A 23978-nucleotide genomic window follows, 5' to 3' on the forward strand; every position below is an offset into this window, starting at 1 on the left:
TCATTTGATACCTATGTTTGTATAACAATTCAGAACAAAGATATATAATAATTATATAACAAATAATAAGACATGGAGTTTCCACTTACTAAAAATGAGATCAGAACAGAAGTTCTATCAGCTGAAATAGACGAAGTGTGTCAGTTTGACGTAGCTCATACCCTACGTGTTAGGCAGGTAGTATCAGAGATTCACAGTTATACAACTTTGCTATTTGAGACATCAACAAAGGCGGTCGCTGGTAAGATAGCGGTACGCAGAATAAAATAACCACAGAGAAAACAAAACCACAGAGAAATGGATTACGTAACACTATCGCCAATCGAATTTCGCAAAATGCTTATGGAAGCGGCGGAAATTGGGGCAAAGAATGCGCTAATAGATGTGGGGGAAACTTCCCCTATCATCTGGCGTGTCGAAGCGATTAAAAGACACGGAGAAAAGCTAATAAAGCGATTTGAAAAACACGGACTACTGGAGCGTAAACAACACTATGAGAAAGGCAACTATTACTACGATGTAAAGGAGCTTAACTACGCATTAACAGCAGAAAATAGAATTAGATTTTTAATGATTCCAAAAGATGAAAAAGCTACTGGTTAAGAAATCGGTTGATCCACCAAAGGAGTGGAACCCGAAAAGCACGGAAGCAATAAATAAATGGTTTAACTACATACATAAACAAAATGAGACTACTAAAATTAACCCATGACTTCGGAACAGAATATATTCTTAAAATAGGTCGTACAACATTTGAGTACAGCACAGGACGATTTGACATCGTTCACAAGGGGCGTGTTGTATTAGCATTAGAATTTTAAATATTAAAACCACAGAGAAATGATACTAAAAAAAGCTACACGAAAAGCCGTAAAGCTTAAACTAAACCTATCTGCACCGAGTGGAGCAGGTAAAACCATGTCATCGTTATTGATGGCTAAAGGGATAACAGGCAACTGGACAAAGATTGCAGTTATCGACACAGAGAACGGTTCAGCATCGCTATACAGCCACTTAGGAGACTTTAACACGATAGAGCTACAGCCACCGTTTACGCCTGAAAAATATATGCAGGCTATTGACACCTGTATTGATGCCAGTATGGAGCTTATCATAATTGACAGTACCACACATGAATGGACTACGCTGTTAGAGGAAAATCAAAAGTTAGCAGACGCTAAGTTTAAAGGTAACACATGGAGTGCATGGTCTCATACCACACCACGTCACGACGCTTTTGTCAATAAGATTTTGCATTCCCCTGTACATATCATCACTTGCACAAGGTCAAAAACTGAAACTATTCTGACTGAGAATGCAGGACGCAAGGAGGTCAAAAAAGTAGGTATGAAAGACCAGCAGCGTGATGGCTGGGAATATGAACTTACCGTATCGTTAGAAATTGACAGAGACACACACTTAGCTGTACCATCCAAGGATCGTACGGGATTATTTGAGGGTAATAGTCCGTTTCTAATCACCGAGAAAACAGGAGAGCGCATCAAAGAATGGTGTGAAAGTGGAGTGTCTGAAAAGCAGGTTGCCATCAGTGAAATGGAAGTAGTGCAGACGCTTGACGATTTGAAGACTATTTGGAGTAAATACAAGTCTTTACAAACTGATGATGACTTTGTGTCAGTTAAAGACAAGCGTAAGGACGAACTAACACCAGCGTAATGAAAAAATTTCCAAAATTCAAAATTAGATGCTCTGCTATAAGCAATATCATGGGCATCAAAGGACTTGGTAAAACAGGGTATGATTATCTAAATGAATGGATGAAAGAACAAATATACGAACGTAGAAAAGACTTTGCATCTAAGTACTTCGACAAGGGCAATGCCTGCGAGGACGAAGCTATACAGTACGCTGCTGAGAATCTTGGTTGGGGCGAAGTACATAAAAACGATGAGTGGTTTGAAAACGACTTCATGCAGGGAACGCCTGACGTAATGAGGCCCAAAGCCGATACCATCATCGACATTAAAAATTCGTGGGATTGCTTCACGTTTCCATTATATGACACTATTATACCATCCAAAGGATATGACGACCAACTACAGGGTTATACGGAACTTACTAACTACGGAAAAGCTCAGCTAGTCTACTGCCTTATGGATGCACCTCTTGACCTTATGAAAAAGGAAATGTCCCGACTTTCTTGGAAAGAGGGTTACAGAGGTGAAATACCTCCCGAGGTGTACCAAAAGGTTAAGGAGGATATGACCTATTCCAACCTGCCCCCCGAATTAAGGTTAAAGGTATTCGAGGTGGAGCGAGACCCTAAGCGCATACTTGCAATAGCCGACAGGGTACTTGAATGTCGTAAGTATATCGAATCAACAGGATTCTACTCCCAATCATTTTTAAAAGAGATAGCATAATGCCCATTTGGATAAAATTTATAATAGCTATCGCATTTATATGTGCGATGATGTACACAGATAGTAAAGCAAAGAAGTAAATGGCAAAATTATTTTTCTATGACCTTGAAACAACAGGTTTAGACCACGAAAGAAACGGGATACATCAAATTTCTGGAGTTATTGAAATTGACGGTGTGGTTCGTGGAGAGTTTAATTACAAGGTTAAACCTCACTACAATGATCAAATAGACCCGAAAGCTTTGGATATTTCGGGTGTGTCTAAAGACGACATTATGAAATACCCTGACATAAGAGAAGTGTATAGCCAAATTATCGGTGTTATAGGCTCTTACATAAACAAATATGATAGTCTGGATAAATTCCACCTTGTTGGGTACAACAACAGGGGATTCGACGATAAGTTCTTTAGGCAGTTCTTTCACAAAAACCTTGATAAGTTTTTCGGATCTTACTTTTGGTCGGATAGTGTGGACGTAATGGTACTCGCTTCAAACAACCTATTGGAGCAAAGGCCTATGCTCGAAAACTTCAAACTTTCTACCGTAGCCAGTCATTTAGGAATTTTATTTGATGAAGAAAAGCTTCACGATGCGCTATATGACGTGAAATTAACAAGAGATATTTACCATAAAATCAACAACACATCATGCAATTAACAGGAAAAGTACACGAAATAGGAGCTACACAACAAGTAACGGAATCATTCAAGAAACGTGACCTTATCGTAGCGTACGCAGAAAACCCACAGTTTGTGGAGTATATACGATTTGAAGCTACACAAGACCGTGTAAGCATCTTTGACAATCTAATACCAGGAGATGAAATCGAGGTTTCATTCAACTTGAGAGGTCGCCCATGGCAAAACAAAGAAGGTGTAACAACTTACTTTAACAGTCTTGTATCTTGGAGGGTTAACAAGTTACAATCAGACACTACGCAAGCAACTCAGCCACCTGTAGATATTAATATAGATGAACCAGACGATGATTTGCCTTTTTAAAATGATACTCAGGGAGGATGTTTACTTAGCGGTAGACCCTAATGTAAAATTAGGTAGTGAGGGCGATGAGGTTAATATTATAGACAAAAGAGGTCACGTGCTAATAGTTCAGCACGTGACTAAGTTGTCAAACCCATTTTCAATTACCACAGAGAAAATTAGTTATGACAGGGACGAAGATAACAATAACAAGCGAAGAACTAAAGAAAATTCACAACGAGTGCAAAGGGAACGGGCTAAAGGTGTTAACCGAAATGTGGGTGCTTCAAACAAGAAAACGATACCCAAACAACCCGTATCCGACGGCCAAATCTTATTCAGTTTCTAAACCAGCTAACAGGCTTACAAATCAGATTGTAGATTTCCTACAGCTATTAGGTTATCAGGCAGAGCGGATAAACACCATGGGTGTGATGCGTGATAATAGGCAACAAGTAACCGATGTATTAGGGCGAACTAAGATGATAGGCTCGACTACTTGGACACGTGGAGGATCAACAGCAGGAAGCGCAGATATATCGGCTACCATCGAGGGAATGAGCGTAAAGATTGAAGTAAAGATTGATACGGACAAACAGTCCGACAAGCAAAAAAAGTACCAACAGGATGTTGAAGCGGCTGGAGGTGTGTACTATATTGCTAGAGACTTTCAAAGTGCATACGAGTGGTTACGAGGTTTCATAGATCACGTAAAGGAGGTGCGCAATGCCGTTAGATTTGGTTGATAGCATACGTAATGAAGCGGTAGAACAAGAGACTACTAGCAGCACTCCTATTGACCTTGTGTTAAAGCATATCATACCGCAGGGTGTAGAAGTTCCGATGCCCGAAAGCATATTCGAGTTATCGGGCATTCCTGTTTTTACAAAGAAATCTATTTCTACACTTATAGGCAAGGCGAAGTCGGGTAAAACAACGGCTACATCTTGGATAGTAGCGCAGTGCATACAACAAGGCATGGTGGTGTTATGGCTTGATACGGAGCAAGGAGAGTACTATGGGAGTAGAACACAATCATGGATATTAAACATTGCAGGTATGAGTTTATGCCCTAACCTGCATTACCTCGATGTACGTGTTTTTAACCCTGTAGAGCGATTTTCTATGCTCGAACAAGCAATTGCACACTTTAACCCTGATCTCGTTGTAATAGACGGTATTCGTGACCTTGTGTTCGACATCAACAACCCTGAGGAAGCCACTATAATGAGCGGTAATATGATGCGTGTTGCTCAGCAGTATGAGTGCCATGTGTTAAGTGTATTACACACCAACAAAGGAAATGATAACGCACGGGGGCATTTAGGTACAGAAATGATAAACAAGTCGGAGACCGTTATTTCAGTTTGCACAGATGACTATAAGAACGTTGTTTGTTCGCCTGAGTTCACACGTTCCGAGCCGTTCCAAGAGTTCGCATTCCAGCGTGATACATACGGAATACCTCAACTCATACAAGACTACATGGGCCATGTAGAGGTTGGTGTTGGCAGGCGATCGGTGCAGCCAGCTGACTTTACATTAGACGAGCATAGGGATATGCTAAGCACTGTCTTTAACAATGTAGTTGAGCTATCATACGGAGAGTTACAAAGTGCTGTTATTGCCGGATATGGATTGCACGGAATATCTTTTGGGGTAAGTAAATCGAAATCTTTTATATCCCATTTAGTGCAACAAAACTTGATAATGGGCGAGAAAGATTGGAATAAAACATTATACAAATTAGTTCTTTAAAATATGGTTTATCATGGGTTAACTAAAAAAGCTTAATTAACCCATGACAAACAAGTTGCTGACAAGCAGTTGGTTATATTGGGTTAACGGTAGTAATTCTTTTATTGGGTTAACTCTATTGGGTTAAGATACGATTGCTAATTAACCCATGATTATAAACAGTTGAATTATAGAGTGTTTTATAACGGGTTACTTAACCCATGATAGTTAGCCCGTTATATTGGGTTAATGGGTTAAGCCCCCCTATATATATAGGGGGCTAACCTTAACCCATGATAGAACGGTAGGATTAAACCGAATATTAAAAATTAAATAAAATGGAAATGACAGAAAAAGAAAAACAGAATTTAGCCCGCAAGGAATGGGCGATCTTAAATAAATCAGTGTTGATAGGTTGGTCGATTATCTATTTAATAACCTATGCGATTTGTGCATATTTATTTGAAGATATAAACTTCATGGATTGGAGTGAAGAGCGAAAAGAAAAAGCTAGTGCGACATTCTTTGTCTTGAACTTTACGCTTATCGTTTCTTACATGATATCTGTCGCACCTTGTGGTATAGGAATTTCGCAGATAGAAGAGCAGGGCTGTAAAGAAAAAGAACAAAAGCAAGATAAGCCATGAATCTAGAGATTAATGTGCCCATATCTTGGTTCGCAATTCTATGAAATTTTGTTATTTCAAAATCATTAAATATGTAAGGAATCACTAAAAACACTGTGATGGTAGTGCTTTGATAAAAAACAGCAAAAGGCATAATAAAACTAGATGTGTCGACCGTAAATCCATCTGAAATTATTTTGTTAGGGAATAAAAGAACCGTAATAAAAAAGTGTATAGAGATCGAGATGATACCGAGACTTAACAGTAAAGTCAGAGTTACAACAATACTAGAATCATTCAAAAAGCTCTTATCAAATAAGTAAATGAAGATTGAAGGGGCTGAAAGAGTTCCTAACAAAGAGATGCAGGCTAACGAAAAGTCGCTGACTTTAATGTTTTTAAATAGGTCTGTATTAAAATTGTTCATAAAACAAACATAAACAAAACATACATGGAAATTATAAAATATGTAATCAGCATTTTGATAATGTTTTCTGGGATATTATTTCCAGCATTTGCATTAATAGCTATCAAAATATCGAACGGTGACAGAGGTTCAATAGATGGAGAAATAAAAAAGGACGATATGCTAGGCAATATGAATGACGATGTAGACCTGTCAGAGGAAGTGCAATCGTTAAGGGATGAAATCAATAGAATGACATTGATGGAGTTCGCAGCCTTCATGCGAGACTATCGGGAGTCATTATCAGATCATTGCCCCGGGTTAAACGACTTTCTTTTAGCGAGAGCGTACGAATTTGATGATATAGCGAGTTATGCTATTAAACGAAAATCGGTTTGACATAAACATTATGGCTGTAGATTTTAAATTCAAACTTGATACTTCCAGCAAGAAATTCAGATGTCCGAATTGTGGTAAGAAAACATTTGTCAGGTACCGTGATGAAAAGGGTAATTATGCTGCTGATATTTTCGGTAGATGTGACAGGGAGGTTAACTGTGGTTATCTCAATATTCCAGATAATGAAAAGGTTATTGTTGCTCCTAAAATTCAGCGCAGAAAGAAACTTATGTTTATCGACTACGAGGACGCTGTAAAAACGTCCACACGATTTGAGGAAAACAATTTGATAAACTTTCTAGTCGATAAGCTCGGGTATGATGCAGTTGATGCAATAGTCGAACGTTACCGTATCGGAATTGACCAAACGTTCCCCACAACGCAGAATTGGATTATTTGGTGGCAGTTTGATGTAGATGACAATTGCAGGTCGGGCAAATTGATGAAGTACGGACCTGACGGTAGGCGTGACAAATCGCAGTCATCAACGTGGTATCACAAGGTTAATCCGAAATATAAAGGCTTTGAGGTCACACAGTGCTTTTTTGGTGAACACCTGATAGTAGGTAATCAAAATAAAATTGCAATCGTAGAGAGTGAGAAAACAGCGTGTATAGCTTCGCATTTTATGCCAGAGTTCATTTGGCTTGCATCAGGTTCTTTGACAGGATTAGGGTATCATAAGTGCAAGGTGCTTAAACATCGTCACGTGACGCTATTCCCTGACCTTGGGGCGTTTGACAAATGGAAAGTTAAAGCGAGTGAGTATGGCTGGAATATTAGCCGTGCGCTTGAAGATAGGGCAACGGCTGATGAAAGAGAGTTAGGATTGGATATTGCAGATTATTTAATTTAACACCTACATTTGCAAGTGTCGAAATTGGTTGTTAACTTTGGAGTATGAGTGCACCTGTAGGTAACGAATATTGGAAATTAAGGAAAACAGACGGGAGATGTAAAAACTTCACCCCTGACGATATTTGGCAACTGTGGACTGATTTTGTGATTTGGGCTAAAGATAACCCTAAGTTGATATTCCAGTTAAGCCAGAAGCTTGGTAAAGCTGTTCAGGTGCCCGTTGAAAGGCCGTTAGTGCTAGAAGAGTTCTACACTTGGGTAGATGCTACTCACAACAGAACGATACATCATTACTTCAACGAGCAAGACGAAAGGTACAAAGAATACTTGGGTGTCATTACCCGTATAAAAAACCACAGATACAGTGATGTAGCTGTCGGGGCACTTGTAGGTCAGTATAATAGTAATGTATCGGTCAGAATATTAGGACTTGCAGACAAGGTAGAAGCTAAACAGGAAATAAAGCAAGAGGTCAGAGAGGCTAAACCTGATCTAAGCAAATTGTCAGTAGAGGAGTTAAAAGCATTCAGGGAGATCAGCAGAAAGATGAGGAGTGATGATGGATCTGCTGACTCTCACTGATGATGAAATAACAGCGGAATTATGCCGCAAATCGTTCTTTGAGTTTGTAAAAGAGTTTTGGGATGTTATCATCCCAGAGACACCTGTTTACAACTGGCATATACCGTTTTTGTGTGATCAGTTGCAAGAAACGGTTTTTCGTGTTAAACAGAGACTTCCAAAACTGTATGACGAGATTATAAACATTCCCCCAGGTACAACGAAAAGTACAATTGTAACTGTGATGCTTCCAGCATGGGCATGGGCAGTTGACCCAACACTTCGTATCGTAACGGGCAGTTATTCTGCTTCACTTGCGACGGATCACGCTATTAAGTCACGGGATATAATAAAATCAGAAAAGTACAGGAGGTTGTTCCCTGAGGTGGAAATAAAGCGTGACCAGGACAATAAGACACACTACAAAAACACAAGTAACGGTGAGAGATACGCTACATCTGTAGGTGGTACAATTACGGGTATTCACGCACACATAATATTAATTGATGATCCGCTGAACCCTAAGCAAGCAGCGAGTGAAGCTGAAAGGTTGACAGCTAACGAATGGATGGACGTAACGTTATCGTCTCGTAAGGTTAACAAGGAGATGACCCCTACGATACTTGTGATGCAGAGGTTGCATGAGGAAGATTGTACAGGAAACTGGTTGAGCAAACAAGGAAAGGCATTACGACACTTTAAACTGCCTGGTAAAATATCCAGCGGTGTAGAGCCTATACCAGCAGAGCTTGCAAAACATTACGTTGATGGTAATCTTGACCCCGTTAGGTTATCCGATAAGGCTCTTAACGATGCACGTATCGACTTAGGTAGTTATGGCTATGCTGGTCAGTATGACCAAAACCCTGCTCCAGCTGATGGCGGTATCTGGAAGCGTTGGTTTATTCCAATACCTGATAAAGAGCTGGACGAGCTTATTCCAAAACTAAAACAGTACGGCACAGATTGGGACTTGGCGTATACTGACAAGGACACGAATAGTGCGAGTGCTTATGTCACGTCAGGTGAGTATGAGAAAAATATGTACATCACCGATATTGGCTTTGATTGGCTTGAATTTCCGCAGTTGATAGATTATATGAAGAAGCGTAAAGCACCCCACCACATCGAAGCTAAGGCTAGCGGAAAAAGCGCAAAGCAGACATTAGTCAATCAGGGTATATCAGCCAAAGAGGTCAACCCTCTTGGTGGAGATAAGGAGGCTAAAGCGAATATGGCGACACCTTATGTGGAGAGAGGTAGTGTGTATGTGAGGGCTTCGCTATTGGAGTTCCTTTACACGTGTGATAAGCAAGGGATATTGAAGTTTCCGAACAACAATAACGATGACCTTCAAGATGCGCTATGTCAAGCGATACAAAGGGTTTTAGGAAAGAAAAAAATGTTTGTGATTTAAGATAAATAAAGCCCCCATAGGGTACAGTCAAACCAAATAAATGATAATGGTAGATATAGTGAAAGGGATAAGATCGCTTGTTAGGGGCGACGCAAAACAAAGTACAGGGTTACCCTACCCTACTTGGCAATTTGTCGGCGGTATGTGGGTGCAAATGGCCGATACAGGTGCAAATTACATTGATAAGGCCTATAAGGTTAATAGTTACCTGCATTCGATAGTACATACGATAGCTGATAGGGCAAGCGATGCACCTATCGGTGTTTTTCGCATTAAAGACGAAGCTAAGGCGCACGGTTATAAGATGCTAACAAAAGGAAAACAAGATGCGGCTACGATAAAGAAATCGGTTATTCTCAAAACCCAGGCATTCGAAGAAATAAAAGAACATGAGTTCGCTAAGAAACTCAACGGTAAACCTAATACATACCAAACAGGCAAGCAGCTAAGGCGTGAATTACACGGTTATAAGCTCATAACGGGTAATAGCTATATGTACGCCTCTGTTGTTGGCGGAAACTTCTCTAACGGTTTTAAGCCTGTACATCTATGGTGTATTCCTTCGCCTTGTGTGAACATAGTTTCGGGTGATAGATTACACCCCGTTTCAGGTTATCAGGTTAGCTACTTTAGCGAGGAAATAATAGACCCACGCCAAATATCACACTTTAAAGACTTCAACCCCGTTAGCGAGGTTGTTGGTGGTCAGTGGCTGTACGGTCTATCAAGATTAAGCGCAGGCAGGGGAACAATAAGCGGTTTTGAGGAAGCGCAGAAAGCGCAAGGCACATTATTTCATAATATGGGGCCAGCGGGAATTATTAGTGGAAACTCAGATAAGGGCCCTGATGAGGAAACTGCAGTAGCTATACAAGATAAGTTTGAACAGAGACATACAGGGAGTTTAAACGGTGGTAGAATTATGGTTACTCCTGCTGATGTGAAATTCACGGCTATTGGCATCAGCCCCGTTGATTTAAATATTATCGAAGCAAAGGGTGACTATTTGCAAGAACTGTGCGCATTGTACAATTTCCCGAAAGAACGTATTACGGGAAGTCAGAACACAGCATCGCAAGGATTAGCAGATAAGCAGGTGATTACATCGTGTGTGTTGCCTGCATTACATGATTTTGATGACGTGATGACAGAACGTGTAAGGACGTGGTATGGCGACGAAAGTCTTGTAGTTATATCGGACACGCAGTACTTCCCTGAACTACAAGAGAATATGAAAGAGTTATCTGAGTGGTTGGATCGCAGTTGGTGGATTAGTACGAACGAGAAACGCAGAGTAATGGATTACGACGAAGTGGATGGTGGAGATGTTATGCTTGTGCCTATGGGGTTAGCTCCGCTTGAAGATGTTGTTTCGTCTACTGTTGAGCCTGATGTAGATATGTTGGAAAGAGAAAACGCGTTATAGATATGAGAAAACTAAAGCTAACTAAAGACTACCACGTACACAAAGCAGGTGACGTGATAGAGGTATCGCAGCCAAGGCTTGAATACCTTGTTAGATTAAAGATAGGTACAGAGGTTAAACAGCCAAGAGCAAAGAAGAAATGAAAGAGATAAAGCACTATACAGCAAAGGAAGCAAGGGCTAAAACAAAGCTATTCAACCTTGATGAGGCTATGAAGCAAATAGAGGATGACGCAGAATCGGGGCGCAACAAAACTTTTGTCCACCCTAGCATCTTGGTTGATGAAAACCTGACAGTTGAGCTGTTTAAATTAGGCTACAAGGTTAGTTATTTCACAGACCAATTTTTAGGTGAGAAAGGTCTTTTAATAGAATGGTAGCCCTATCCTACCTATTCTTTATATCATTCTTTGTGGTCAGCTCAATCAATCGAGCAAGGACGCACCGCATGAGCTTTAAAGAGATTATAGAGGGACTACTATTGTGGTCAGCGTGTTGGTGTGTGATGTTTTTAATTATTTGGTTATGTACAAAATAGAAAAGATAGCGCAGTTAACAGCGTTTTTATGCATCATTATATTATTAATAGTGTTGGGTATTAAAGCACTCATGTTGATGTCTATTGAGTGGTGTATCCCCATTGCTGGATTATACCTTAGCTTGTTGACTTGGGTAACTTGCTTGATTATTAGAAAGGGTTTGTGATGAGTAAAGCACCTGATATACCACAAAGGAAAAGGCATAAACAGGAAATATGCCTAGATATTACAGCTGATTTATGGAACAGTATGCAGACTATCCTTATAGATGATGGACTTCATCCTGATGACATGAATGATTTGAGGCATCATATTCATGCAATTCAAAACATACTTTACACTCAGCTATATATTAAGAAGCATGGCAAGCAAGGATCAGTATCAATTCAACCTCCACCCATCAGGAAATGGCCTGATGACATTATAACTAACTCATGACCCCCAAGCAAGTACATAAACAGTTCCTAAGGCGGCATGGCATATATGAACGTAGATATGCCCGTCTATTCCTTGACATACTTCGAAAGCAGTACAAGGAAGCAGCGGAGCAATATCCTGCAGCGTACACTGTAAACCCCGAAGACTACAGGCAAGCGATAACAGCATTATACTTGACTGTATTGCCCTGTGAAGCAGAGCAGGCATTCAATATTTTCGTTAAGCCACTTGCAGGAGAGCAGAAAGATTTTTTCGATGACCTAATGTCAATACTTGGCATACCACGTGGAGATGGTGAGTGGATACGCATTTGGCGTGATACCGCCAGGGAGTGGATGAGCTTAAACATTCTAACTAAGATACAGAACATAGCGACCACCACACAGAGAGCCATTGCTAAGGTGATTGAGGATAAACTAAACCAACCTGAGGGAACGAGTATCGCAGAGATTAGACACCATATACAGCAGGCAAGTAACGGAGAGGTGAACAAGCATAGGGCTGTTGTTATAGCTCGTACGGAGACGTTAGCAGCGATGAACAAGGGCACAAGGTTATCTATGTATTCAAGCGGTTTGGAGTACTCCAAGAAGTGGTTGGATACACCCGATAAGCGCACAAGGTTAAGCCATCGAGCTATTGCACAGGAGGAGTGGCGAGGTATGGACGATGCGTACTGGTTAGTCAACAAACTTGGCGTGCTTGAAGCTGGTTATTATCCAGGAGACCCGTTATACAGCGCAGAGAACGTTATACAGTGCCGTTGTTGCGAGATGTACGAAGTTGTTAGGGATGCGGCAGGTAGACCAGTTAGACGACACAATCCTGTAGATGTTTCGGAGTTAGCGAATATTATTTAATTTATTTCACACTTTCATTTGTAAGTGTCATTTCTATCATATATATTTGTAATGGTTAATGTGGTAGGGATACTAGTGTAGTCATAACTCTTTGTATTAGAGCCTTATCACTTAAATGTGGTAAGGCTTTTTTTATTCGGTATGGGATTGTTGGAATATAAAGATATTATAGGTGGTATTTCAGACGTAGACTTGGCTTCTCATACCATTAAAGGTTATGCGTCTGTTTTCGGCAATGTTGATAGCGATAACGACATTATCGAAAGAGGTGCATACTCCAAGACCATTAAAGAATGGGGTCCACAAGGAAAGAACCGTATTAAGATGTGCTGGCAGCACGATCTAACTGACCCAATAGCCAAAACAAATGAACTTTTTGAGGATAACTACGGGTTAGCCTTTGTTGCATCAGCAATTAAAGGTGTGGCACATATCGATGACCGTATTAAGATGATTGAGGGCGGTATCGTTGATGAGGTGTCTGTAGGTATCGTGCCAGTTAAGACCAATAAAGGAACGGGTGGTATTCGCCATTTAACAGAAAACAAGCTTTATGAGTACTCCTCTGTTACTCTTGCATCTAATGAGTTAGCAAGGATAACGGCTGTTAAAGGTATGGCGAATATTGATGTGATGGCAAGGCTTGAAACAAAGAGCCAAAACATCATGAAGATGCTTCGTGATGGGACGCTTACAGATGAAGCATTTCACACATTGGAGTTTTACCACAATCAACTATTAAAACATATTTCTGACTTGTTGAAGCCGTCCGCAGACACTTCAATTGAGCCGTCAAACGACACTCAGTCAGCCGAGGAAATAAAATCAATAATTAAAAACGCATTTAAAAATTAGTATGTCAACAATTGATATTAAAGAGATAAGGGATGCTGTCGAGGATGGGATTCAGGTGTTGAAAAAAGACTGGTCGTCTGCACGTGAGGCAGACCAAAAGTCATTCGATGATAAAGTAGAGAACGTTTTAACCGAGGTTAAAGAGTTGTCAAAAGTCAAGGACAACGTAGATAAGCTGCAAAAAGACCTTAACACGGCTATCGTAGAAATGAAAGAGTCTAACAGCTCTAATCAGCCAAAACACAAGTCTTTTTCGCAAGCTTTAGCAGACTCATTGAAAGATGGGCACGCAGGCTTGTTAAAGAGCTTGGAGACAAACGGACAAGGGCAAATCGAGATTAAAGGTTTTGATTATCCAAACTTCAACGGTTATGAGGGCTTTGTTACAGAGACACGCCAGCAAATGTATGGCTTGAAAGATGACCCATTCCATTGGCGTCAAATCATACCGCTAGGCTCGACCTCTAAACAAATTATCGAATACCCTAAAGAGGTTGAGGATATTGGAGCGCCTGAACCGTGGGAAGATGTATCGCCTCGTAAATCTAAGGAAGATTTTACGCCTGGTATAACAATGGCGTCGAACAAAATCGAATGGATTGCAGGTATTATCAAGGAAATTCCTTTGTCGATGCTTGAGGATTTGCCTTGGTTAACATCATTCTTAAACCGTCGTGCTTACCGTGCACTTTTGCGTGCTGAGGACAAGCAATTGCTTAGTGGCAACGGTACATCACCACAACTTAGCGGTTTGCTCATGAACTCTGTAGCGTATGACGGAACTGAATATGATTTGTTCTTAGAGCAGATTATTGATGCAGCTGAGCGTCAGATTGCCGACAATGAGAATGACGCTAACCATATCGTTATGAGTAATGCCGATAAGGTAGGTATCATCTTAAATAAGGCTTTGGGTTCGGGAGATTATAACTTGCCAGCGGGCGCAATTGGATATGTAAACGGTCAATTGAACTTATCGGGGTTAGCGTTGCATTCTACACGTCAGTTTAATAAAGGTCAAGCTTTAGTTGGTGACTTTAGAGAGACCGAATTTATTATTCGCTCTGCTCCAGTCCTTAAATGGTTTGACCAAAACAAGGATGATGCAGAAAAGAACCAGTTAATGCTTCGTATTGAGGAGCGTGGCGGTTTAGCGGTTTACGATGAAAAAGCTCTCGTCAAAATTGGGTTTAATTAATCATATCAACCACATAGGGGAGCTTAACCACTCCCCTATTTAACATTTACACAATGGCGATTCTAAGATATAACACAAGACTTTACGAGGGCACTGCGACAGAGTTAGCAGCCGATACGAACATATACGCACCTAATGAGCTTATTTGTGAAACAGATACAGGGGTTATGAAGCGTGGTAATGGTGTGGACAAATACGCAGACCTTAGGGCTATTGGCGGGGGCGAACAGGGCGATACTGTTACATGGTCAACACTTTCTGGTAAACCTGCTGTAATAGCAGCTGGAGCAGATGCGGCAGATGCTCGTAATTCTATTGGTGCGGGCACATCCGATTTAGTGATTGGTACTACAGCAGAAACAGCGGCTAAAGGAGATCATAACCATGCAGTAGCGGCTCATGCGGCTAGTGGATTAGCAGCAGCAACAACAGTGCAAGCATTAGCACAGGCCTTATCTACTCGCATTAAAGCACTAGAGGACGCAGCATCAGGATAGATATGGCTGACTACTACAAAAATATCGACATGGTGTGCGCAGACAGAATAGGTGCTAACATAACACGTAAGCCAGCCGTTAGCGGTTTGGAATACGAGTTATTGACCGATTTAGAGGCTGAGCCTGTTACACTGTCTGACTTCAAAGCGCATTGTCGTATCGATTACAACGTAGATGACCGACTGCTTGAAATATACTTAAAAGCATCACGTCAGCATCTTGAAAAAGTAGCACAACTGTCTTTTGGTGAGCGCAAAGTACGTATGACAGCGTTAACAATGGTCGACAACTGGAAAGTTATGTATGGACCTGTCGACAAGGTAGAACTCCCTCACGTAAAATTTGGCAAGGACATTATCACTAACAGTGGCGGCACTAACGTCAGTATCGAGTGGACTACCAAGTGGAGCACAGGTCTGCCAATGGATATTGTTGTTGCTATCTGCCGTTACGGTGCGGGACTGTACGCTGTCCGTGAAAATATGATACTATCGGTTAACGGTGTTGTCCATGAACCTAAAAATTACATGGATGAAGCCCAGAAGATGGTAATGAAGTGGGGAAATGCAACTTTTTTATGAGACGGGATAACTACGAAAACAAAGTAAACAAAGATGCTTACAGCAGGAAAGTTAAACGAAAGAATACACGTAAGGCGAGCGGTCGAGGTCGAGAAGCCCGAGGGGAGCACGAAAAAGGAATGGGCGGAGATACACACGGCTTATTGCCACGTAACAGAAAAAGATGCAAGTATTGACCTGATAGCATCGCAAGATAACATCGGTCAGGTAGTCATGTTTACGCTCCGTTATAATCCTGAGGTATTCTATCAGATTGGCGACCGTATAACTTGGCGAAGCAGAGATTTCAAGATCCATTCGTTAAAGGTTGATACAAAGCGCATCAGTACGGTGATCGTCGGTAAGGCTCACAACGAAACAACACAGATGTAATGGCAAAGTCTACGATAAAGATTACAGGACTTAAAGAGCTTCAAAAGAAGCTTGGCAAGCAAGGGCAAAAGCAGGTGGTTAGCGAGATAAGTACGACGATGAGGAATGCAGCCGAAAGTATCGCTTTTAAATCTAGATCAAGAGTGCCTATAAATAATGGGCACCTAAGAGGCAGTATCGGAGTCGAGGGAAAAGACCTTTTGTGGGTGATACAAGCAAACATGGACTACGCTACATATCAAGAATTTGGGAGTAAAACGATGGTCAACATACCTCCTGAAATGAGAGACGCAGCAGTAGCGGTGAACGATGGCAAAAAGAGCTACGACACCTTCAAAAAAGCAATAGCATCTTGGATGCGAAACAAAGGAATACCCGAAGAAGCCCTATACCCTATTATGGCAAAGATAATGAATGTGGGTATCGAGCCAAGACCGTTTATGTACCCATCTTTTCAAGAGGGAACAAAGAATTTAGAAAGAGACATTAATGACATTATACAAAGCTATTTAGACAAGTGAAAGACGTAACAAGGGCAGTAAGGACAGCAGTGGTGAGTAAACTACGAGACAAGGTGACGCTTGATGGCAATATCGTTAAGGTGTACGGAACAATTGCCCCTGTTAGTAATGCTGGAACTTACATCTATACCCCCATGCAATCTAGCGCTGACGGTAGCGCAAAGGATTATTTCAGTACTGATCATGCTATTGATGTAGAAGTTGTTTACTGCTCTGAAGATGGTACAGACTCTAATCCACTTGACGATATGGTGGAGCAAGTGATGGATATTTTGGCTGTTAAACATCAAATTGATATGCCGCAAACAGAAGGTGTGACGATGGTTGATTTTGAGTTTGTGAGGTCAACATCACTTATAGATTACGGCGGGACATACACGATTCTACGTAGAGTATTATCGTTTAACTGTATTGTAGATGAGGGCTAATATATCAGGTAAACTAATAGGCGTGACAGTTGGAGGAACATTCATCAGCTGTGAGATAGAAAGCAGTTTGCAGTATGAACGTACCTTGCTTCCATCTTCCAGCGTGACATCGGGTAAAGATTCGGAATTTATAGCTGGTAAAGGTAATTGGTCAATTAATGTTAGCGGAAACTTGCTAAGCCGTGCGGTTGGCGCAGACTTTAAAACGTTGTTTACAGCATGGAAAAATGGGGGCATAATACGTGTGCAGTTTAGAACAAATGCAGGTTTAGCAGGACACCTGATATATGAGGGAGATGCGATTGTGCAGTCTGGAAATGCATCTGCACCGATTAAAGGGTCGGCAAATTGGAATAATGTACTTCACGGTACGGGACCATTATCGCAATCGTTTCAGGAATTTTGGTCTAACGTAAATAGCGGATTATGAGTGGAGATATTGTGGTGATAGGTAGTAGCTTACTTGTGTCGAACATGGCAACACTGGATTATCACACAGATATTATAGACACTTCCGAGGGTAAACGTTCGATTAAAACGAGTGTTTTCGAGATAGCAGAGCCGTTTGGTAGGATACAGACTAACGAAATAGTAGATGTGGCGTTCAAAGCAGAAGACGGAACGAAAATAAGCTACATAGGAAAAGTAACACAGTGCACAGATGTTAGGTGTACGATTGAAATAACGGAGTTAACAAATAATTATAAACAAATAATTAGGAGGGCTAAGGAATGGCAGGAATAGCAGGTAAATTATTAAGGGTAAAATTAGGTGATAAGTACATTAAGTGTCAAGCAGATGCGACAGCTACTTTCACAAACACAGCAGTTGAGGAGGAAGATTGTAAACCTGATGGCTCAACACTTGTTACAGGCGGCAGTTGGGTTAATCGTGATGAAGCAGAGTCACAGGACTGGTCACTGTCTGTAAGCTCACGTGTATTTTTGGATGCACTTGATGGCGCATCGGTTACGCAGGCCGATTTGATTGCGGCTAATATCGCTGGAAATTTAAACTTTGATGTGGAGTTTTTGACAACACCTGGTCAGCATAATGGTGAAAACGATTTACTTATTTCAGGCAATATGTTTTTAAGCTCTATTTCGTTAAATGCTGTATTAACAGGAAAGGCAACGACCGACATTGAGTTTTTAGGCAATGGCAAGCCAACACAAACCGTAATACCAACAGCGTAGATGGCATTTGAGGTTACAAGGGTTAAGCGTGTGTCTCCGCTGTACGTTACTATTTACTATAACGTATGGATAGATAGCTGCAAGCCTTGTAGCCTTAAACGTAAAATTATGTTACACAGAACAAGCGAAGATATAACAGATGAGCAAGCAAGGAATATTATTAAAGGATAAAGGTTACATATTTGGCCTAGGTGCATTCCGCAGATACAAGGAGGTTACAGGCGAAGACTTGGCGCATTTCGAGGAAGCTTTGAAGCCTGTTTTTGAAGTTGATAAACATGGTAATATAGTCGAAGATGACGAGGGTAACCCTGTTCGCATCCGTGGTATTGACGATGTAGAAGCCAACTACCGATGGGCTGTGATGCTTAAATGCGCTAACGACATTCATTGCGATGTTAATAATAGTGAAAAAACTTCGGTTGCGAGCTTTACAGTACTATTGGACAATGCCGAACAGTCGGAAAGTAACGATCTCCTTAAACAGTACCTTGATAGCTCCTACATGGGTAAACCAATGAGAGATTATTACGGCATCCCATCGCCTAGAGAAGAAGCAAAAAAAAAGCCTACAGCACGGGCGAAGCGTATAGTAAAGCCCTAAGTTACGGATATAAGATTAGCGAGGTCGAAATAATGACCTTACGAGAATACCTCTTATTGGACAACGCAAATAGGCTGAAAGAAGAAAACGAATGGGACAGAACTCGTAACGTGATGACGGCTATTATTAACTACGCAGGTTTTGGGGCAAGTGAAGCTATAGCAGTAAGCGATGTAATACAGCTTAGCAAAGATTTAGAAGACGTTATTAAACCGATTTCATCGGTGGATCAGGCGAGAGTATTGATAGATAATATGTGAGTAAATGGCTGGAATTAAAACGGTTTTAGAGGGTGATTCGAGGGGTTTAGTCTCGGCAATGAACAAGGGTGAGAAGTCTGCTATCGGTGTTGGCAAGTCGATGGATGCTGCACGCAAACAGGTTGAAGCATTCGATAAAGCTGCAAGGCGTAACAGTTTAGAACAGTATGATGCAAGCCTACGCAAGACTGTGCAGGCAACAACAGGTGTTGCGTCGGCCAGTAACGTGGCCAGTAAAGCGACAGCAGGGTTAAAGGGGAATATTGGGAGCGCCAATGGTGTGGCAATGGAATTTAACCGTATTATCCAAGATGCGCCGTTTGGGATAATGGGTGTAGGAAATAACATCACGCAGTTAACTGACAACTTCGGCAGGCTAAAAACACAAACAGGATCGACAGGTGCAGCTTTAAAAGCTACGTTCGCTTCGATGTTGACGGGGGCTAACCTGCTTTCGTTAGGTATCAGCGCAGCTGTTACAGGCTTAACGCTTTGGCAGATGCACAGTCGTAAGGCAAATAAAGAAACAAAGGAATTAGAAGACGGCACAAAGACTTATATCGATACACTTAAAGGATTGGAGCAGGCTACTGCTAAAGGCCAAGAGAGCGCACAAAAAGACCTTACAAACTTAAAGCTGCTATATGAGGCTACACAGAATCTCACTATTCCTATGGATGCTCGTAGGCGTGCAGCTGATGAACTTATTAAACAATACCCAAAACAGTTTGAGGGACTTACTACAGAGGCGGTGCTTGCTGGCAAGGCGTCTACTGCTTATGATAAACTTACTAAGAGTATAACGGCAACGGCAACGGCAGCAGCTTATGCAAATAAGATGACTGAGAATGCTCAAAAACAGCTTAATAATTACTTGCAGATACTTGATAAGCAGAACAGGTTGAATGATGTGCAAGCTAAACTAAAGCCTATGCAAGGTGTGATAGATGACACATCGGGCACTGCATCGCAAATAGCTGCTAGGAGGCGAAGTGTTTTAACAGAAGCTACAAAATTGCGTTATGAAGAAATAAGGCTTCAAAAAGAAATAAATGAATTAGGAAAACAGAATAGTGGTATAACTAAAGAAAATAGCTTATTACAAGGAAATTACAATAGCCAACTTGCCGATGGCGCAGATGTAGGCGGAAAAGTTAATGGGAAGCTAAAGAAGGTTAAAGAAACTACAGACGACATTACAAAACTTACTAACACATTGCAAGGTACCGTAATGAGTGAGCTTGACCGCAAAGTATTTGAAGTTGAGAACAAGTACAAATCTATTTTCGACACGATAAAGAAGATTACAAATGCTTCTAAGCAAGCTGACGCTTTCGGGTTAGCCACACAGGCTAAACAAGCTGAGTTATTGCGCTTAGAGACAGAGCGGATGCTATACCTAACTAAAGGAGTTTTCACGGAGGCTAAGATAAAGACTACTACTGGAGGATCTCCTTACAATACCTCTACCCTACCTGGTATTGATAAGGCTCAAACAAGAATTAATAAAGCGGCTATTTCCAATTTATCTAAAGATTGGGAAAAGTCTGTCGAGGAAATGAGCAAAAACCTTAACCGAGCGGTACAAAGTTTTGGCAGGAATTTCACAAAGACACTTTCTAACATCAACCGTGATGCGGACGCTACGTTTAGAAGTGTCTTCGCCTCACTGTCAAGCTCATTGATTTTGGGTATTGGCGACGTGTTACAACAAGGATTGCTAAAAGGTTTGGGCGATTTAGTCAACAAATCGATGATTAACCTTGGAAAGAATGGCACCAAGTGGGCAGCAGGCTTAGGTGTTGCAGGTAGTGCAATATCAGGAATAAGCAAACCTACATCAGGAATTGGTCAAGCAGCAGGTGGTGCTTTGTCAGGTGCAGGTGCAGGCATGGCAATAGGTTCAATTGTCCCTGGAGTGGGCACGGTAATCGGCGCAGGTGTCGGCGCAATAGTCGGTGCAATCGGTGGTATATTCTCATCGAGTGCAGCAAAGAAACAAGAGAAGATTAGGGAACAACAGCTTGCAGAACAGCGCAGGCAAACATCTTTAATCGAGTATCAGAATGCGCTTGCCTATCAGAACGACATTATCGGGCAAATGACATCAAATGGCTTTGTGACGGGTTTTGATAGATCCGCAACGGGTGAGCTGGTGGCTAAGGTAAGCGGACAGGATTTGTTATTTATTATGGAACGTGCAAGAGGTAAAAGATGATAAAGTATAGAATACCATATAAAAGTTTTGATGATAGCGAGTGGCTTGTAACGATTGATTTACCAGCCTATAACGGCAATCCTATAGATGTTCGAGGCGTTGAGGGTAGTGCGTGTAATTTACGATATGAGGGCGGTACAGATGATCCGTTCGATAACCCAGTTGTTAATACGATAGCAGATATAAATATCTACAACGAAGGACAAATTAATGTAGAGGAATTACAACTATCGAAAGATAGGTCTATTGTAGTTGCGGTTACCCGTAATGAGCAAATAAAGTTTAAAGGTTATCTAATAACAGACAATATACAAAGGGAGTTTGCAGCACCGCCGTATACGGTTCGTTTATCAGCTACTACAGGATTAAACTTACTCGAAGATATTACCTATAAGCACAAGGATTTAGCAGGAGGCAGAACACCTTTAAACTACTTTAGACAAATATTACAGAGTACAGATAATTTAGGTATAAACCTACCTATCCGTTGGGTTACTACGGTAGAGGGGGCGCGGTCTCCTATTAACGGCGATCCGTTAACCAAACTTAACTGGGGTATAGATGATGACGCTTTTTCTTATTTCGATGTAGAAAAAGAAATCTACATATACAATAACTGTAACTTTATTATAGAGGGAATTACACAGGCTTTACAGGCTCGAATTGTACAGATTGATGGTGCTTGGTGGATATTAGACTTGCGTAAATCTTTAGGCGATACCCTCTCCTATTTAGAATGTGCTAACACCACGGGTACGCCTGTTATTACAACAGGAACACGAAACAATAAGCGCATTGTCGGTACAGATTACACGTTTAAAAACGAAGATGCAGTAGTAACGACTAAGCCCGCTTTAAGCAAAGTAAATGTACGATATAAGCAAACACAAAATCAAAATATTTTGCCTAACGGCGATATGGATGATTGGGATGAATACTTAGGACCTGAATATTGGGGATTGGCTTCCCCTGGATTTACAATAAATAAATACCCACACATTAACGACCGTGGTGGAGCTTCTGCATTGTTAAGTAATACGAGCGACGTAGAAAAAACATTCGGCTTAAACATTCCTATTCCATTAGATGGAAATGTTCTTTTTAATAAGATACGTTGGGGTTTTACTTTTATGGCTAAGGATGGTTTTCCGCAAAATGAGTTTGGTGCAATTAACTTTAAGAAAAGCCAGCTAAAAACATCCGTAAAGTACACTATTAATAAAGACGGACAGCCTAAAGAATACTACTTAAATGAGTTTGGCTATTGGTCAGATAAAAACTTGCAGCCTAATCAATCGGGCAGAGGCGAGTATATTGATGCTTATAAATGGTTTTCAATAAACTTTGACCCCGATAAGTCGTGGATGATAGGCGACGCTGTTTACATAAAGTTTTTTAGAAACGGGGAGTATGAGGAGTATCTCACTGTTTTTACAGAAGTTATGGATGCCGCTACGGGTACTAATTATATTGACTATGATATACCTAATACTAATAGACCAGCACCTGCAACAATAACTGTTAATAATGCAAGATATGGGGAACTACAGGAGGTAAGAGTTTATAAGGTTGAGGACTATTACAAATACATATATTTTAACGTCGAAAACCTACGTGTTAACGATGCAACCGCTATTACATTTACAGGTCCAGGCAACTTAGACGTTAAATTAATCGACCCTGGTGCAATTAACGAGGATACTCCTGTTGGCGTAGGACTATTAAGTATTTACTTCTATCCGCAAGCAGGCCAAAAGTATGTTCTTGACGATATTTGGTTTGAGGTAAACGATAACAACGACCTATATACAGCTGTACTAGACGATAGCAACGCTAATACGCAGGATATAGACTTACATATATCCAGTTCTTTTAGTGGAGTGTTCCTATCCAACTTTATGCGAGGTTACTATAATTCGGATAGAGATTGGCTATTTACTGACGGGACACACAAAGGTTCTCTAACAGAACTATATGCACGCATGGTAATGGGCTTTAGAAATAAGGCATCGAGAGTATTTAACGGCACTATTTCGACACGGGGCAAAGATTGGAGTTACTTAGATAACTATGAGATTATACAACTTATAGGTGAGCGATTTTTGAATATAAACCCCGTTTATAATACGGAGCGAAACGAGGTTAATCTTATCGCTATGGGGTTGAAATATGACATCCTGCCACAATTAAAAATTGGACATAACATTGCTAATCTTCCTGCTCTAATTAATCGTATTGTTACAGGCAATGGCAGCGAGGGTGGTGGAGCTGATTATGGGGATTTTCAAGACCTCCAATCTGTTACCGAGATAGGTAATGAAACGAGTCTCGAAATAATCACAAAGGGCACACACAATACAAATATTCTTGGTGTTCCCAAGACGTTGCCCTCTGCGGAAAGCATGCAGGCTGATCTAGCATATATACACGAAGATGGAGGTTATATAAAGGATAGAGGTGTTAAGATTAAATCTGGACATGCGGATACCGCAGACTTAGCTACTCACTCCCTTACAGCAAATCACGCAAATACTTCTGACTTAGCGAAACGTGCTTTAAGAGCAGATCTAGCGGATAATTCTATTTTGTGGAACGGGTTAGCGCAACCTAATTATT

General features: G+C 41.0%; 34 protein-coding genes. All 34 read left to right on the top strand.

Features of this window, described 5'->3' with window-relative positions; genetic code table 11:
* Positions 1-72 precede the first annotated feature (72 nt).
* The gene (locus ORI89_RS18665; RefSeq protein WP_268232036.1) at positions 73-270 is read left to right on the top strand and encodes a hypothetical protein; all 198 of its coding nucleotides are present in this window, start codon (positions 73-75) and stop codon (positions 268-270) included.
* Between the two features lie 27 nt (positions 271-297).
* Positions 298-603, top strand: coding sequence for a hypothetical protein (locus tag ORI89_RS18670; RefSeq protein WP_268232037.1), 306 nt, complete (start codon positions 298-300; stop codon positions 601-603).
* Positions 604-686: 83 nt separating this feature from the next.
* Positions 687-821 (top strand): hypothetical protein, encoded by a 135-nt coding sequence (locus tag ORI89_RS18675; RefSeq protein ID WP_268232038.1) that lies wholly within the window; start codon positions 687-689, stop codon positions 819-821.
* A 19-nt stretch (positions 822-840) separates the two neighbouring features.
* Entirely contained in the window at positions 841-1677 is an 837-nt protein-coding gene (locus tag ORI89_RS18680) for an AAA family ATPase (RefSeq protein ID WP_268232039.1), read from the top strand.
* The gene (locus ORI89_RS18685; protein WP_268232040.1) at positions 1677-2384 is read left to right on the top strand and encodes a hypothetical protein; all 708 of its coding nucleotides are present in this window, start codon (positions 1677-1679) and stop codon (positions 2382-2384) included. Before ORI89_RS18680 ends, ORI89_RS18685 begins: the two co-directional genes overlap by 1 nt.
* 80 nt (positions 2385-2464) lie before the next feature.
* On the top strand, positions 2465-3043 hold the full coding sequence (locus ORI89_RS18690) for a 3'-5' exonuclease (RefSeq protein WP_268232041.1): 579 nt from the start codon (positions 2465-2467) through the stop codon (positions 3041-3043).
* On the top strand, positions 3034-3387 hold the full coding sequence (locus ORI89_RS18695) for a DUF3127 domain-containing protein (RefSeq protein ID WP_268232042.1): 354 nt from the start codon (positions 3034-3036) through the stop codon (positions 3385-3387). Before ORI89_RS18690 ends, ORI89_RS18695 begins: the two co-directional genes overlap by 10 nt.
* Position 3388: 1 nt before the next feature.
* Entirely contained in the window at positions 3389-3715 is a 327-nt protein-coding gene (locus ORI89_RS18700) for a hypothetical protein (RefSeq protein ID WP_268232043.1), read from the top strand.
* Positions 3648-4112, top strand: a complete 465-nt coding sequence (locus ORI89_RS18705) for a hypothetical protein (RefSeq protein ID WP_268232044.1) — start codon at positions 3648-3650, stop codon at positions 4110-4112. Before ORI89_RS18700 ends, ORI89_RS18705 begins: the two co-directional genes overlap by 68 nt.
* Positions 4093-5124, top strand: coding sequence for an AAA family ATPase (locus ORI89_RS18710; RefSeq protein ID WP_268232045.1), 1032 nt, complete (start codon positions 4093-4095; stop codon positions 5122-5124). The genes ORI89_RS18705 and ORI89_RS18710 overlap by 20 nt, the downstream gene beginning before the upstream one ends.
* A gap of 317 nt (positions 5125-5441) precedes the next feature.
* Positions 5442-5750 (top strand): hypothetical protein, encoded by a 309-nt coding sequence (locus ORI89_RS18715; RefSeq protein ID WP_268232046.1) that lies wholly within the window; start codon positions 5442-5444, stop codon positions 5748-5750.
* 430 nt (positions 5751-6180) lie between these two features.
* Positions 6181-6534: a hypothetical protein gene (locus tag ORI89_RS18720; RefSeq protein WP_268232047.1), complete on the top strand. Its 354-nt coding sequence runs from the start codon at positions 6181-6183 to the stop codon at positions 6532-6534.
* Positions 6535-6544: 10 nt separating this feature from the next.
* Positions 6545-7390 (top strand): DUF6371 domain-containing protein, encoded by an 846-nt coding sequence (locus ORI89_RS18725; protein WP_268232048.1) that lies wholly within the window; start codon positions 6545-6547, stop codon positions 7388-7390.
* Positions 7391-7434: 44 nt separating this feature from the next.
* Positions 7435-7974 (top strand): hypothetical protein, encoded by a 540-nt coding sequence (locus ORI89_RS18730; protein ID WP_268232049.1) that lies wholly within the window; start codon positions 7435-7437, stop codon positions 7972-7974.
* On the top strand, positions 7949-9370 hold the full coding sequence (locus ORI89_RS18735; RefSeq protein ID WP_268232050.1) for a hypothetical protein: 1422 nt from the start codon (positions 7949-7951) through the stop codon (positions 9368-9370). The genes ORI89_RS18730 and ORI89_RS18735 overlap by 26 nt, the downstream gene beginning before the upstream one ends.
* A 46-nt stretch (positions 9371-9416) precedes the next feature.
* Positions 9417-10796 carry a phage portal protein gene (locus ORI89_RS18740; protein WP_268232051.1) on the top strand — a complete coding sequence of 460 codons (1380 nt, stop codon included), beginning with the start codon at positions 9417-9419 and terminating at the stop codon, positions 10794-10796.
* Between the two features lie 2 nt (positions 10797-10798).
* Positions 10799-10939, top strand: a complete 141-nt coding sequence (locus ORI89_RS18745) for a hypothetical protein (protein ID WP_268232052.1) — start codon at positions 10799-10801, stop codon at positions 10937-10939.
* Positions 10936-11175 carry a hypothetical protein gene (locus tag ORI89_RS18750; RefSeq protein WP_268232053.1) on the top strand — a complete coding sequence of 80 codons (240 nt, stop codon included), beginning with the start codon at positions 10936-10938 and terminating at the stop codon, positions 11173-11175. Before ORI89_RS18745 ends, ORI89_RS18750 begins: the two co-directional genes overlap by 4 nt.
* A gap of 324 nt (positions 11176-11499) precedes the next feature.
* Positions 11500-11772: a hypothetical protein gene (locus tag ORI89_RS18755; protein ID WP_268232054.1), complete on the top strand. Its 273-nt coding sequence runs from the start codon at positions 11500-11502 to the stop codon at positions 11770-11772.
* Complete coding sequence (locus ORI89_RS18760) at positions 11769-12632, top strand: phage minor head protein (RefSeq protein ID WP_268232055.1); 864 nt, start codon at positions 11769-11771, stop codon at positions 12630-12632. Before ORI89_RS18755 ends, ORI89_RS18760 begins: the two co-directional genes overlap by 4 nt.
* Positions 12633-12773: 141 nt before the next feature.
* On the top strand, positions 12774-13487 hold the full coding sequence (locus ORI89_RS18765; protein WP_268232056.1) for an HK97 family phage prohead protease: 714 nt from the start codon (positions 12774-12776) through the stop codon (positions 13485-13487).
* Position 13488: 1 nt separating this feature from the next.
* Positions 13489-14685 (top strand): phage major capsid protein, encoded by a 1197-nt coding sequence (locus tag ORI89_RS18770; protein ID WP_268232058.1) that lies wholly within the window; start codon positions 13489-13491, stop codon positions 14683-14685.
* 53 nt (positions 14686-14738) lie between these two features.
* The gene (locus tag ORI89_RS18775; protein WP_268232059.1) at positions 14739-15182 is read left to right on the top strand and encodes a hypothetical protein; all 444 of its coding nucleotides are present in this window, start codon (positions 14739-14741) and stop codon (positions 15180-15182) included.
* A 29-nt stretch (positions 15183-15211) separates the two neighbouring features.
* On the top strand, positions 15212-15763 hold the full coding sequence (locus ORI89_RS18780; protein ID WP_268232060.1) for a head-tail connector protein: 552 nt from the start codon (positions 15212-15214) through the stop codon (positions 15761-15763).
* Between the two features lie 33 nt (positions 15764-15796).
* On the top strand, positions 15797-16135 hold the full coding sequence (locus ORI89_RS18785) for a phage head completion protein (RefSeq protein WP_268232061.1): 339 nt from the start codon (positions 15797-15799) through the stop codon (positions 16133-16135).
* On the top strand, positions 16135-16656 hold the full coding sequence (locus tag ORI89_RS18790) for an HK97 gp10 family phage protein (RefSeq protein WP_268232062.1): 522 nt from the start codon (positions 16135-16137) through the stop codon (positions 16654-16656). The genes ORI89_RS18785 and ORI89_RS18790 overlap by 1 nt, the downstream gene beginning before the upstream one ends.
* Positions 16653-17084, top strand: coding sequence for a hypothetical protein (locus ORI89_RS18795; RefSeq protein WP_268232063.1), 432 nt, complete (start codon positions 16653-16655; stop codon positions 17082-17084). The genes ORI89_RS18790 and ORI89_RS18795 overlap by 4 nt, the downstream gene beginning before the upstream one ends.
* Positions 17074-17514, top strand: coding sequence for a hypothetical protein (locus tag ORI89_RS18800; RefSeq protein ID WP_268232064.1), 441 nt, complete (start codon positions 17074-17076; stop codon positions 17512-17514). The genes ORI89_RS18795 and ORI89_RS18800 overlap by 11 nt, the downstream gene beginning before the upstream one ends.
* Positions 17511-17828: a hypothetical protein gene (locus tag ORI89_RS18805; protein ID WP_268232065.1), complete on the top strand. Its 318-nt coding sequence runs from the start codon at positions 17511-17513 to the stop codon at positions 17826-17828. The genes ORI89_RS18800 and ORI89_RS18805 overlap by 4 nt, the downstream gene beginning before the upstream one ends.
* Positions 17816-18280, top strand: a complete 465-nt coding sequence (locus ORI89_RS18810) for a hypothetical protein (RefSeq protein ID WP_268232066.1) — start codon at positions 17816-17818, stop codon at positions 18278-18280. The genes ORI89_RS18805 and ORI89_RS18810 overlap by 13 nt, the downstream gene beginning before the upstream one ends.
* 139 nt (positions 18281-18419) lie before the next feature.
* The gene (locus tag ORI89_RS18815; protein WP_268232067.1) at positions 18420-18884 is read left to right on the top strand and encodes a hypothetical protein; all 465 of its coding nucleotides are present in this window, start codon (positions 18420-18422) and stop codon (positions 18882-18884) included.
* A 32-nt stretch (positions 18885-18916) separates the two neighbouring features.
* Positions 18917-19144: a hypothetical protein gene (locus ORI89_RS18820; protein ID WP_268232068.1), complete on the top strand. Its 228-nt coding sequence runs from the start codon at positions 18917-18919 to the stop codon at positions 19142-19144.
* A 4-nt stretch (positions 19145-19148) separates the two neighbouring features.
* On the top strand, positions 19149-21362 hold the full coding sequence (locus tag ORI89_RS18825) for a hypothetical protein (RefSeq protein ID WP_268232069.1): 2214 nt from the start codon (positions 19149-19151) through the stop codon (positions 21360-21362).
* On the top strand, positions 21359-23978 hold a 2620-nt coding region (locus ORI89_RS18830; RefSeq protein ID WP_268232070.1), incomplete at its 3' end, for a hypothetical protein. The genes ORI89_RS18825 and ORI89_RS18830, both read left to right, overlap by 4 nt.

It is taken from the genome of Sphingobacterium sp. UT-1RO-CII-1, assembly GCF_026711005.1.
GTDB lineage: Bacteria > Bacteroidota > Bacteroidia > Sphingobacteriales > Sphingobacteriaceae > Sphingobacterium.